The sequence below is a fragment of the Leisingera thetidis genome (assembly GCF_025857195.1).
Classification (GTDB): Bacteria; Pseudomonadota; Alphaproteobacteria; order Rhodobacterales; family Rhodobacteraceae; genus Leisingera; species Leisingera thetidis.
In genome coordinates this window covers 98,120-109,966 of sequence record NZ_CP109793.1, presented here as the reverse complement: position 1 = coordinate 109,966, position 11,847 = coordinate 98,120, and the positions used below count along the sequence as shown (strand labels likewise).

Below are 11,847 nucleotides of genomic sequence, written 5' to 3'. Positions count from 1 at the left end.
TCACTGCTCCTTGTCCGGCCGTCTTTATCGCGGCTCTTCCGTAACGCCGAACGGCCGCTAAGCAGCTTTGTGCGTTACAGTTTCCGTGATGCCACCAAATACCCGCTCCTTGCAAGAGATTTCCATGTAGTGATGATTGTAGTCATGTAAGCGCCTACCGCTATATCTAGTATTATCGCGCAGCTGAGTTTTGTTAACGTATTGAAAGATATTAGCTTTTGACCTCTTCAGGCGGGGTGGAGGCTGACTCCACTTGAAAACTGACGAGGACGGTATAGCGGGGCACAGCGTTGGCGCGGGCCGCTTGCCTAGAAAACGCTCCTAAAGCGATTCTCTTGGAGACTGCAGTAAGGGCCATAAGCTACCGCTACGAAACGCATACTGGATGAACGCTTCCATAACGCGTTCAAACCACGTGGCCGCACCTAAGAGCTTCCACCGCTCTCCGACTACATCACCTATTCTATTGATCTAAGCGCCTTTGGCTGGCCGCTACTAGCCGCTCTAGGATGCCCGTACATGAGTTCATCTCAATCAACCACTGGCAGGGCAAACAGAGTGAAACTTGACGAAAACAAGATACCGGGCTAGCCAGCAGAATTCTGAATGATCTGAAACGAACGCCGGACTGGACGCTTCTTTCACTGGCCACCTGAGAAATACAGCCGACTAGCAGAAGCGGCCGGCGTTCTTAGGCCTCTTCGTCCAGATTCAACCAATATCGCGTATAACGGCGTTCGCCGGTTCGGCTGAGCGCGCCCTTTTCAACGAGATCCTGCAGATCCCGGGTTGCCGTCGCCCGCGATGTACCGGTGATCTTGAGGTACTTCTCAGCGCTCAGCCCGCCTTTGAAACCTTCGGAGCCTTCCCTGAACATCCGCGCAATTGCCTTGGCTTGCCGCTCGTTCAATTGGTCCCGGTGCCTGTCATAGAAGCGCGCCTTACCGATGAGGAAACCGACCCGGTCAAGTGTGACCTGCTGAGCCTTCAGCACAATCTCAGCGAACCAGACAAGCCAAGTTGTTACATCAAGCGTTTTTTGGTGCACTTCGAGCTGGTCGTAATAGGCTCTCCTTTCCCTTTCTATGGTGAAGGCAAGGGCAATGAGGCTTGGTTGACCGAGGTCCTGCGCCAAAGATTTTTCGGCAAGGGCGCGGCCCAAACGGCCGTTCCCGTCTTCGAAGGGGTGAATGCTCTCGAAGTAAAGATGGCTCAGCCCGGCCCGGGTCAGGGCAGGGAGCGGCTCAGGAGCACCCGGCCCGGTGGTATTGAACCAGCCAACATAGCGTTCCATCTCGCGCAGGACCTGACCCGAAGGCGGAGCTTCGAAGTGTACTGTCGGCCGGTCAAGGCGGCCGGAGACGATTTGCATTGCTTCCGCGTGCCGCCTGTAGCCGCCGATGGCTTCAAGACGGCGGTCATGGGACAGGAGCATATGGTGCCAGCGATACAGTGTTTCGTGAGAAAGCGGGCCTGCAAAGCTGGAATAGACGTCCACCATCATCTCGGCGACACCTCGCTCCCGCGGTTTTGCCGGATAGCTGTCAGGCGCCAGCCCCAGATGGCGGCGCAGCGAAGACTGAACGCTGAGCCGGTCCAGGATCTCACCTTCGATGGCACTGGTTTGCATTGCCTCATCGCTGAGTAGCTCGATGCGGAGTTGCTCGCGTTCAGAGCGGCTGACGTGATGCACGGCTCCGAGAATCTCGCCGGAAGACAGCAGAAATTGCCGTTCCAGTGGCTCGAGAGCCAAGGCATCATATCGAAAGCCTGGCCACCCGGGCATTTTCCAACTCCATGGCATGAGGTATAGAGATCCCTTCTATAGCTCAAATAATGTCACATTTCGATCTATAGGGGTCAAGGCTATCGATCAACTGCAATCCAGTTGGGCTCAATGCTATGTGGAAGCGGATGCATGACTTGTCATTCTCAAGTTAGGGGAAGTCACTTTCGAATGGGGCCTTGGCGTAAGCTTGAGGCAGCGCCCGAAAAGACTGCACTCAATTGGCATGCTAGCGGGTCAGTGCACTCACTGGAATTCTTGCCCGCTGAGGGCCCTTTGCCATTTTGCCTGGCCTGAAGAGATCGCGTGTAGCGTAAGACTGTTAGGCAAAACACTCAAAATCATCGTCATTGCCGTCGCGGTGTAAGCTGGTGTCTCAGAACTTGGGAAGAATACTGCTGCTAGCGCGCCTTGCTCTGCCATTGCAGGAAGGCATTGAACAGCTGCTGCTGGGTGCTGATGCCCAGTTTGGCATAGGCGTTCTTGCGGTGCGACTTGACCGTCGGCAGGGCAATCCCGAGGGTCAGGCTGATCGACAGGCTGGAATGGCCCTTGAGGATCATCTGCACGATCTCCGCCTCCCGCGGGGAGAGGCTGTTGCGGGCAAAGTCCTCCAGCGTCCGCTCTGGTTTGGCTGCGCTAAGGCCCGGGGCCTGTCGGGACCAGAGCCGGGCGAAAGCCGCCCCGAACAGCGGCAGAAAGGGGCGCAGCCGGTCCAGCAGATCATCGGGAAAACCGCCGTCTGCCGCAGGACGGGCAAAGCTGACTTCGCCCATGGCTCCACCGGGCAGTTCTGTCAGCAGGGTGAGTTCCACTAGCTCCGCGGGTCAGCCGGGGGTGCGGTAGCCGATTTCCTCGGCGTCCTCGACCAGAATGTCCGGGGTCTCTGGCGCCGGGTTCCAATTGTCGGGTGCCAGGTCCGCCATCCGGTAGAGCCCCGGCTGCAGCCCATCGAGCAGCGTGTTATAGACCGGGTTCAGCAGGTAGGTGCTGTTCGCATAGAGCTGCACCGCGTCCTTGGCGGCACCTTGAGGGCAGCTGTCATCCAGGTAGTGCGGGCGCTGGCCAGGGCGGTTCACCACGCAGAAGGCGGCGGTGAAAGGCAGAAGCGGGCGGGCGGCGGCGATCAGCCCGGCCGCGCCGCGCTGGCCGCTGATGACGCTGGCCAGCGCGCTGTTCGCAGCCGCAATGTCAGTGCCTTGAAATTCCACGTTCTCCTCCCGGTCTGCCTGCCATAACACGCGGCGGGGAGGCATGCATCATCCTTGGGGATGATGGCGGCAGGGCAGGGGGGCCGCTACCCTTCGGACAAAGAAGGAATTTGCCGATGACGAAAACCCCGATTGTGTTGGATGCCGAAGCGGTAGTGCAGCTGCTGCCGCAGGTCGATGTGCTGCAGGAAATGCGCGCGCTTTTTGCAGACCTGGGTCGCGGTCAGGCGGTGCAGCCTGCGCAGACATTGACGCTGTTTCCGGAAGGGCAGGGGGATTTCATCACCTATCTGGGGGCGGCGGCCGGGGCGGGCACCTTTGGCGCCAAGCTGTCGCCTTATCTGCCGCGCGAGGGCGGGCCGGTGATCACCGCCTGGACCGTGCTGATGTCGATGGAGACAGGCCAGCCGCTGATGCTGTGCGACTCCGGCCGTTTGACCACCGAACGCACCGCGGCCACTACGGCGCTGGCGGTGGATCTGCTGGCAGGCGAGGGCGCGGCGCGGGTGGCCATTATCGGTTCCGGAGCTGTAGCGGAGGCGCATTGGCGGCATGTGCAGGGCTTGCGCGACTGGCAGGAGGTGCGGGTCTATTCGCCCGGCCTGGGCGCCGATGCGGACAAGCAGGCCGCTTGGCGCGGGGTCTGTCCCGAGGTTGCCTTTGCCGCCAGCGCCGAAGAGGTTGCGCGGGAGGCGGATGTGGTGATGCTGTGCACTTCGTCAGGGACGCCGGTTCTGGATGCGGCGGCAGTGGCGCCGGGGGCGCTGGTCACTTCGATCAGTACCAATGTGGCGCAAGCGCATGAGATTACGCCTGGCTTCCTGGCCTCGGCGCAGGTCTATTGCGACTACCGCGAGACCACGCCGGCAAGTGCCGGGGAGATGGTGCTGGCCGCGCGGGATCATGGCTGGAGCGTGGATCAGCTCCGGGGTGATCTGGCGGGGCTTGCTGCCGGAACCTGCGAAGGGCCTGAAGCCGGGCGGCCTGTGTTCTTCCGCTCCATCGGGTTGGGGCTGGAGGATATCGCCGTCGCCAATGCCATCTACCGCGCCGCAACCGCCTGAGGAAAAGGAGAGAGCCCCATGCATATCGAACCCTTTGGCGTCGAAATCTGGATGAACGAGTGGGAGACCAAATGCGATTGGAATCTCGCCGAGACTTGCGTTGAAAGCCTGACCATCGAGGAACTGCTGCAGCTGGCCGGGAAAAACTCTGCCGATCTGTCAGAGCTTCTGGCGATGAAGATGACCTATGGCGCGATCGAGGGCTCGGACCGGCTGCGCAATGCCATTGCGGCTATGTATAAAGGGCAAAGCCCGGAAAATGTGATCGTCACCCATGGCACCATCGGGGCGAATATGCTGGTGCATAAAGCGCTGGTCGGGCGCGGTGACCGCGTGGTGGCGGTGGTGCCGACCTATCAGCAGCATTACTCGATCCCGGCCAGCATTGGTGCGGATGTGCATCAGCTGCGCTTGCGCGAGGAGAACGGGTTCTTGCCGGATCTGGACGAGCTGCAGGTTCTGGTGACGCCGGGGACGAAGCTGATTGCCATCAACAACCCCAACAACCCGACCGGGGCGCTGATGGACCGGGCGGTGCTGGAGGAGATCGCCGCCATTGCCCGCGGAGCAGGCGCCTGGATCCTGTGCGATGAGGTTTACCGCGGCACCGATCAGGACGGGGACGGCATGACCGCCTCGATCGCGGATATCTATGAGAAGGGGATTTCCACCGCCGGTATGTCGAAGGCATATTCGCTGGCCGGGTTGCGGCTGGGCTGGATCGCCGGGCCGAGGGAGGTGATTGAGGCGGTGGCCATTCACCGCGATTACGACACCATCTCGGTGGGCATGATCGACGATCATTTCGCCGCGCTGGCACTGGAAAACCGCGCGGCGGTGCTGGCACGCAGCCAGCGGATCACCCGCGGCAATCTGGCGATCCTGGAGGCGTGGGTGGAACAGGAACCGCGGATCTCCTGGGTGAAGCCGCGATCCGGCACCACGGCGCTGCTTAAATACGATCTGCCGATGACTTCGCGGGAGTTCTGCGTGGCGCTGCTTAAGGAAACCGGGGTGATGTTCACGCCGGGTTCGGCCCTGGGCATGGAGGGCTATGTGCGCATCGGCTATGCCAATGGGCCGGAAGTCCTGAAAAAGGGACTGCACCTGGTGTCTGACTTTTTGGCAGCACAGGGGTAGCCGCGCTCTGAACAGGCGTGGCTTTTAGCGTCTCAAAGTGTCGAAACTAACGAAACGAGGGAGAGCTTTGAAATGCGCCTCCCGATGCAACAATTGCTTGCAGCCATCGCTCACGTCAGCCGAAGCACGGGCGCTGCCGTCTGGGCTTCAACAAGAACACGGCGCAGCGGATCTTTCAGTTGAAAGGCTGGCAGGTCCGCAAGCGCGCCGTGGGCATGCGGCCCCGCATCCAGGCCGTGCCCTTCGTTGCCGCCGCGCCAAACGAGCGATGGTCGACCGATCTCGCCCGCATCTGAACGGGCAAGGATGGCTGGGGCTTCGCTGGCGCTGGTGACCAACTGCCACGCGCGGGAGCTTTTGAGAGCTCAGGCTTCGATCCTAAGCTCTTTGAACAGATCTTCCCATGTGTCCCCATCCTCGATCATCAAGCCCGGCTCCAGGTTTGCCATGTTCTCGTCGATGACCGCGTTGTGGTAGTTCTTGAGCCAGCTATATTTGCGTCGCACGGTCGCGTTCGGACTTCCGGAGAGACCGCTCTCCACCAACGTCTTGTGCTTACCTAGAAACGCGACCCAGCCGGCGTATTCGCCGTCGATCTCGCCAAGACTAGCGCGAAGATAGTCAATGTAGTGAAGACCTGACTCGTCTTGGCGCAGGAGGTTGTTCAGGTGACGCGCTTCATCCTCGTAGGAATGTCCCTCGCGCCAAAGAACTCTTTCTTGCCGGTGGCGTCTGATCACGTCTTCATGGATGGCTATGCGCGGGAAGATGACCTCGGCTTCTTCCATAAAATAGGCCTGAACCAGGCCTGGCCCGAACACTGGCCCGCTAAAATCGATGCCGAGATGCATGGGGCCAATCGTCATCGCGCCACGTACCAAAATGCCATTCGCCACGCATTCGATCTGGATGTGCAGCAGATCAATGAGTTCCCAGACCAAAGGGCTGGCCTGGTACTGAGTTTCAATGGTTCTGGTTCTGACGATTGCGTCAGACACGATCTCTGCATGGACTTCGCTGGTCATCCGCATCTCATCGGAGCGGGTCGGCGGCGTGGCATCCCCTTCGGACGCCCGGCGAAACATCGAAAGCAGGTGCCTGATCTCTGCTCCGCTTCGCGTGTGCAGGAGGTTCCGGAAGCCGAGGACGTCAAAAAACGTGACCAAGCATTCTTCATAATCGGGATCGTTTGCAAAAACAGTCATCTCTCACCCATCATCAGCCAAGGAGCTTTTCTAGCTCTTTCCCTTGGGCGGTGTGTTTTTCGGCGTTCTCTGCTTTCAGCTTTTTCACGTTGATCAGCTTCCATCTGACGGCGGGTAACCCGGCGGCTTGTGGCCGACCGATCGCCTCGAAGTCCGGATCGCCTTCATGCAGGGTTCCCAGGAACCTCTTAGCGTCCTCTTCCAGGCGGGACTGGATATCCCCGATCAGGCGGTCGCGCGTTGCGATCAATTCAGTAAGGTCGACTCCGTCCTTCGTCATGCCCTCGAATTCCCGAGCATAGGATTTGTCGAGGTCGATCAGGTTCGGGTTCAGCAGTTCATGCGGCGGGCGTGGTGAACTCGCGACGTAGATCAAGAAGGTACGGAACAACTCGTCCGTTAATCCTTCGTTCTCGTAGAGCAGCTTCACATCATATAGGTCGCGTGGGTGCTGGCGATCGACGGCGGCATGCAGCTTGCCGCTGAACAAGTCTTCAAAGGATACGATGTTCATTTCCGCGTACCCGAATTCATCCTCGACAGCCGCGGAGACTTGGCGTTGCTCCGGTTTGTGTACGACGCCGCGGGTGACGGGAGAGGTCTCGATCTTGATCTCGGCCGTGCCGAGGCGTGCCAGCGCGCGTGTGGCGCCGCCGCCACCGCCGGCAATGCGCTCAGCTTTGGCGCCGGAAATGCCGCTCTCGATCGCGGCGGCAATCCGATCCATCGCGTCATTGATCTCGGCGAGGCTCTCTGTTCGATCTTTGACGGGTAGGTAGGTCAGGTCGATATCGACCGAGAGACGTGGCAGGTCGCGATAGAAGAGGTTGATAGCCGTCCCGCCCTTAAGCGCAAATATCTCCTCTTTTGCGACATACGGAAGTATGCGCACGAGCAGACTTGAAGTTACCCACAAGTCGTGTGGCGAATTGATTCACCCACAAGACTTGGTCTTGCCCGAGAAGCCCCGGTCATGATTCGTCATGTGGCACCGAATAATTGAGGTGCGGGCATGGGGCAGAAGTGGGTGGAAACGGAAACCGCCGGGTGTGATTTGGGTGACGCCCGGCTGAACCGTCGGCTCGGGGCAATGCTCGAGGCTCTCGGGGAGCGGCCGGGGAAATCGCTGCCCACGGCGTTCCAGGACTGGTCGAATACCAAGGCTGCTTACCGTTTCTTTTCCAATGGAAATGTCAGCGAAGACAAGATCCTTGAGGGCCATTTCGCCGCCTCTGCCCTGCGCATCCAGGCGACCGACGGTCCCATCCTGATCCTGCAGGACACTACGGAATTCTCCTTCAAGCGCTCGGCTCCGGAGAAGATCGGGTTCACGAAAGTGTCGACCGGACGCAAGTTGAAGGAAGGCCGCTACCAGAAGCATGCGGTCTGCGGTCTTCTGATGCATGCCAGCCTGGCGATCACGTCTGACGGGCTGCCGCTGGGGTTGACCGCCGCCAAGTTCTGGTCGCGCGCAAAGTTCAAAGGGACCGCCGCGCTCAAGCGCAAGATCAATCCGACCCGGGTACCGATCGAGCAGAAGGAAAGCATGCGCTGGCTCGACAATCTGCGCCTGTCCACTGAGCTGGCAGGCGCGCCCGAGCGCTGTGTGCATGTCGGCGACCGGGAAAGCGACATCTACGAGCTCTACTGCCTGGCTGAAGAACTCGGGACGAATTTCCTCGTCCGGAGTTGTGTCGACCGCTTGGCGGAGGATGGCGGCACAACCATTGCCAAGGTGATGGCGGAGGTGCAGTCGAGCGGAACCCACGAAGTCCGGTTCCGCGACGCGCAGGGCAAGGATCATCGCGCTGTGCTGTCGGTCCGGTACGCAACAATGACGGTCCGGCCGCCGATCGGCAAACAGCGGAAATACCGGCATCAGGACCTCCAGATCATCCACGCCGAGGAGTTCGACCCGCCGGAAGGCCGGGCGCCCGTCATTTGGAAGCTGATCACGAACCTGCCGGTGGCGACCCACGCGGACGCTGTACACAAGCTCGAGTGGTACGCGCTGCGGTGGAAGATCGAGACCTTTTTTCCGGACCCTTAAAACCGGGTGCCGGATCGAAGAGCTGCGCTTGGCCACGGCTGATCGTCTGGCCAATTGCATCGCGTTGTGCTGCGTCGTGGCCTGGCGCGTGTCATGGCTGACGATGCTGTGCCGGGAGGCACCTGAAGCATCTTCGGCTGCCGTCTTCACCGAAGCTGAGCGCCGCATGCTCGAACTCGCGACCCCGGACAGAAAGCGGCAAGAACCGCGCAATCTTGATTTTTATGTCAGAGCGGTCGCGCGCCTCGGAGGCTATCTCGACCGCGCTTCCGACGCGCCACCGGGGACGACCGTCATATGGCGAGGCTTCTCCCGCCTCGCCGACCTCGTCGAAGGAGCCCGTATCGCAACGCCGCCAGACACTTATGGGTAACAGCAAGCTTCGCCGGAGCCTTACGAATCTGACGGCCGAAATGGTCATCAACGGCCTGTCCGCTAATGAGATCACGGTGCGAGCATAACCCAACAAGGCCACGGCCCGTGTGCCGATCAGTAGGCCGAAACATATGAGCGACTTCCCGAGAACATGCCAGAAATCCATTGCGAACAGCAGCCGGTACATACCTATGGGCCGATCTTGTGCAAGCGCCCCATTTTAGGCTCACTGAAGAACACTTTCATTGAACCGGCATCCTTTGCAGCATGTCGTCGGTTTCAAGGTTAAGCACGCTGCGCCAGAGTCGGGTCTTGAACACATGACATGCCTTCGTGCCGGGGCCATCTTCGCGGGCCTCGTTAAGCAATCCCGACCATTCGAGCGGCCGTAGCACACAACAAGAGAACGCGGCCATTTCTCGCCAGCCCGCGGTGTGCCAGTCTTGTGACTCACCGTAGAAGGTTTTGAACAGGGCAGCCTCGGTAGTGCCATGATCGGCCTCCACGTTTATCACGTTTAACCAGACGTCCCATTTTCCAAAGGGGCGATCACTGAAGCGTGCATAGGAAGCGTGATCGACTTGGAGCACAAAGTATGGGATCAGTTCGGCAAACAAGCGGCCAGGGGCTTGAGCGAGATCTGTGCCACGCTGTGTTAGCCGAAACTCACCCTTGAAGTGACGTCCAAGGCGCAGGGAAATTAGAAGGAAATGAAGAACTTCGAGCGGTGGAAAATCATATTCATTGATCACCTTGTTGTAGCGAAGCATCTCCTCTGCATTCTTCCCGGGCCAGTCGAAATGCTCGACGGCCCAATGGACGAAGGCGCGCTTGAACGCCTTCGTTCTGGTTAGACCGATTGATCCGTGTTTCTGTGTATATTTCAGGATCAGCAGAGCGCCCCGAAGCAAAGGAGAATGCGCAAGGTCGGGATGGTCATCTGCGATAGTGCGGAATTTGATCATGCCGGGATGTTGCCACAGGCCGCGCTGTTATTCCATTATGTCCGCACGGAGTGGTCTCACCACCTTTTTGCCATCACACCTGCAATGATATGCCGGATTGATGGGCTGCGCCGCAGCAAGTCGACATATTACTGAAAGGTAACTCAGGGCTGGTTTCTTTCGCCTGGCCAATATGTTGCGCGGCGGCTGAACACCGCCGCCGCACGTTCCTTTTCAGGAAGTTAATGGTTTTAATGAGCGGCACGACCAAGGCTTAGGATCTTCAGATCTCAAGGTCCTCAATAGACTTGCCAGCTTTCAATGCTTCGTGAACCCAAGCCGGTTTACGCCCGCGGCCGGTCCATGTCTGGGATGCGTCTTTTGGATTGGCGTATTTGGCGGGTGCCTTTGTGCCGGGCTTGCGGCCCTTTCCGCCATGAAGTGCAATCACATCTTCGAAGGACACACCGTGTTTGTCTGCGATGGCCAGCATTTCGGAATAGGCGTTTTGCTTGGCCTCTTTCTCCACTTCCACTTTGCGGGATTCTATTTCTTTAGCGAGCGCATCCAGTTCAGCTGCATTCAGGCCGTTTATATCTATTGTCATGTTTCACCTTTGTTTTGATTGTACCCGGTCAAAGCAGATATCGCATTTAGTGGCAAGTGCTTGCATCCGTTACTGAGCATGTATGCATATGGCCATAGCCGTTGTGGTCAGCTATTGATTTCGGCCTGGAAGGCTTCAATTGCGAACAAGTGTTAATCGAGATCAGGAGCATCTCCGATTATCGTTACCTGCATTTTAGCATAGTTCTTGCGAGGCGCGGCTGTGAATATTGATTTGGCATCAATCGCTGCGAGCCGGGTTTTGCGTCCTGATAGTTGGCCCGGCTGCCATGAGGAAGACCGGCTTGCGATGTGTAATCTGGAGCTGGAGACCAAGTCCGTGGAGCGCCCAGGACCTGGCCTCATGGCCGATCAGTAAAGCATATAATAGTATTGGCGTGACATTCTGTAAGCGAGTGGCGTGGCGGTGTCCTGATGGCAGGGCAAATGCAGGATTGTCGTTTTTCCATAATGTGGGCTCGACATTTGGAACCTCTACTCCAGCCTCGTCAGTGTCCAGCAGGCCCGGAATGTCTGGTGCAGGCGTGGGGAAATCCGCGCTTTGAGGGCTGATTGACCGTCGGGGAAGCGGTTTCATTGCCCGAACTGCGAATGCTAAATCCCAAGGTGGCCGAACCTCCGCAAAAAAAGCGGTGCGCATTGCCATGCGCAAATCCTTTGACAAGAGACATTGAGGGGGCTTTGCCCCCACACGCCCGCAACCGGAAACCGACGGGACCGTGTCCTCGGCTGCGCCTGCGGGCCGCACCACTCCCATCGGTTTCCAGTTGCAGTTGCTACCCCCCACGCTTCGCCAGCGGGTCAGGTTTTAGAGACGGCGCCCTTGCAGGGCTCTGCTCAAAACCAGAGCCAAAGGGGACCTCCCGATGGCCAAAAAACAAAGGAGACGTTGGGTATGAACCTGTTTACGAAAGGTCAATTTGAAAAACTGCTGCAGAACGGGGCAATCGCGGCAAAGGAGAGGGCAGGGGAGATTGCTGAGGACATGTCGCGGCAGCCAGTGGTGAAGCTTTTCACACCTTGGGGCGCCGCAACCTGGCTAATCAGCGAAATTGATCCTGAAGACAGGAATCTCGCCTTCGGCCTGTGTGATCTGGGTATGGGCTGCCCGGAACTGGGCAGCGTGTACATCCCGGAACTGATGGCAGTCCGCGGCCCCTTTGGATTGAGGATCGAACGCGACCTATACTGGACATCGTCAAAACCGCTTGTGGACTACGCACGGGAGGCGCGTCTGCACGGTGCCATTCAGGCGTAAGCCGAACCTTGGCTTGCATGGGGTAAGGGCCCGTCCTAACCGTGCTGCCAATACCCTATGAACTTTGGGGCGGCCGACTGGTTTAGGCCAGTTGGCACGCCCGCAGCAGTGAATTTGAGAAATACTGGCGGCGCTAGGAGGACCCGATTTGGTCCGGTGCGCGCACATTCTGTTGAGGATTAAGACC

General features: G+C 58.8%; 12 protein-coding genes. 5 read left to right on the top strand and 7 right to left on the bottom strand.

What is annotated here, in order from left to right:
- Positions 1–691: 691 nt before the first annotated feature.
- The 3 genes from OKQ63_RS25835 to OKQ63_RS25825 form a co-directional block, all read right to left on the bottom strand.
- The gene (locus OKQ63_RS25835) at positions 692–1,804 is read right to left on the bottom strand and encodes a Fic family protein (RefSeq protein ID WP_264214730.1); all 1,113 of its coding nucleotides are present in this window, start codon (positions 1,802–1,804) and stop codon (positions 692–694) included.
- Positions 1,805–2,187: 383 nt separating this feature from the next.
- The gene (locus OKQ63_RS25830; protein ID WP_264214729.1) at positions 2,188–2,601 is read right to left on the bottom strand and encodes a helix-turn-helix transcriptional regulator; all 414 of its coding nucleotides are present in this window, start codon (positions 2,599–2,601) and stop codon (positions 2,188–2,190) included.
- A gap of 12 nt (positions 2,602–2,613) precedes the next feature.
- Positions 2,614–2,997, bottom strand: coding sequence for a hypothetical protein (locus tag OKQ63_RS25825; protein ID WP_264214728.1), 384 nt, complete (start codon positions 2,995–2,997; stop codon positions 2,614–2,616).
- 116 nt (positions 2,998–3,113) lie between these two features.
- Between OKQ63_RS25825 and OKQ63_RS25820 the strand changes: the two genes are divergently transcribed.
- Positions 3,114–4,061, top strand: a complete 948-nt coding sequence (locus tag OKQ63_RS25820) for an ornithine cyclodeaminase family protein (RefSeq protein WP_264214727.1) — start codon at positions 3,114–3,116, stop codon at positions 4,059–4,061.
- Positions 4,062–4,079: 18 nt separating this feature from the next.
- A complete protein-coding gene (locus OKQ63_RS25815; RefSeq protein WP_264214726.1) occupies positions 4,080–5,201 on the top strand; it encodes an aminotransferase in 1,122 nt (373 codons plus the stop codon).
- A 365-nt stretch (positions 5,202–5,566) separates the two neighbouring features.
- Here the strand turns inward: OKQ63_RS25815 and OKQ63_RS25810 are convergent, their stop codons facing one another.
- Entirely contained in the window at positions 5,567–6,406 is an 840-nt protein-coding gene (locus OKQ63_RS25810) for a hypothetical protein (protein ID WP_264214725.1), read from the bottom strand.
- Between the two features lie 13 nt (positions 6,407–6,419).
- Positions 6,420–7,298 carry a nucleotidyl transferase AbiEii/AbiGii toxin family protein gene (locus OKQ63_RS25805; protein ID WP_264214724.1) on the bottom strand — a complete coding sequence of 293 codons (879 nt, stop codon included), beginning with the start codon at positions 7,296–7,298 and terminating at the stop codon, positions 6,420–6,422.
- Between the two features lie 120 nt (positions 7,299–7,418).
- On the opposite strand from OKQ63_RS25805, the gene OKQ63_RS25800 reads away from it, so the two are divergent.
- Both OKQ63_RS25800 and OKQ63_RS26220 read left to right on the top strand, forming a co-directional pair.
- A complete protein-coding gene (locus OKQ63_RS25800; RefSeq protein WP_350356326.1) occupies positions 7,419–8,456 on the top strand; it encodes an IS4 family transposase in 1,038 nt (345 codons plus the stop codon).
- Positions 8,457–8,484: 28 nt separating this feature from the next.
- Positions 8,485–8,829 (top strand): IS4 family transposase, encoded by a 345-nt coding sequence (locus OKQ63_RS26220; protein ID WP_350356325.1) that lies wholly within the window; start codon positions 8,485–8,487, stop codon positions 8,827–8,829.
- 244 nt (positions 8,830–9,073) lie between these two features.
- Here the strand turns inward: OKQ63_RS26220 and OKQ63_RS25795 are convergent, their stop codons facing one another.
- Both OKQ63_RS25795 and OKQ63_RS25790 read right to left on the bottom strand, forming a co-directional pair.
- Complete coding sequence (locus OKQ63_RS25795; protein WP_264214723.1) at positions 9,074–9,796, bottom strand: hypothetical protein; 723 nt, start codon at positions 9,794–9,796, stop codon at positions 9,074–9,076.
- A gap of 262 nt (positions 9,797–10,058) precedes the next feature.
- Entirely contained in the window at positions 10,059–10,382 is a 324-nt protein-coding gene (locus tag OKQ63_RS25790) for an H-NS histone family protein (protein ID WP_264214722.1), read from the bottom strand.
- A gap of 915 nt (positions 10,383–11,297) precedes the next feature.
- Between OKQ63_RS25790 and OKQ63_RS25785 the strand changes: the two genes are divergently transcribed.
- The gene (locus OKQ63_RS25785) at positions 11,298–11,660 is read left to right on the top strand and encodes a DUF2958 domain-containing protein (RefSeq protein ID WP_264214721.1); all 363 of its coding nucleotides are present in this window, start codon (positions 11,298–11,300) and stop codon (positions 11,658–11,660) included.
- Positions 11,661–11,847 lie beyond the last annotated feature (187 nt).

Coding starts and splice junctions, on each gene's coding strand:
- OKQ63_RS25835 (WP_264214730.1), bottom strand. CDS start 1,804: ATGCCATGGAGTTGGAAAATGCCCGGGTGGCCAGGCTTTCGATATGAT.
- OKQ63_RS25820 (WP_264214727.1), top strand. CDS start 3,114: ATGACGAAAACCCCGATTGTGTTGGATGCCGAAGCGGTAGTGCAGCTG.
- OKQ63_RS25815 (WP_264214726.1), top strand. CDS start 4,080: ATGCATATCGAACCCTTTGGCGTCGAAATCTGGATGAACGAGTGGGAG.
- OKQ63_RS25810 (WP_264214725.1), bottom strand. CDS start 6,406: ATGACTGTTTTTGCAAACGATCCCGATTATGAAGAATGCTTGGTCACG.
- OKQ63_RS25800 (WP_350356326.1), top strand. CDS start 7,419: ATGGGGCAGAAGTGGGTGGAAACGGAAACCGCCGGGTGTGATTTGGGT.
- OKQ63_RS25795 (WP_264214723.1), bottom strand. CDS start 9,796: ATGATCAAATTCCGCACTATCGCAGATGACCATCCCGACCTTGCGCAT.
- OKQ63_RS25790 (WP_264214722.1), bottom strand. CDS start 10,382: ATGACAATAGATATAAACGGCCTGAATGCAGCTGAACTGGATGCGCTC.
- OKQ63_RS25785 (WP_264214721.1), top strand. CDS start 11,298: ATGAACCTGTTTACGAAAGGTCAATTTGAAAAACTGCTGCAGAACGGG.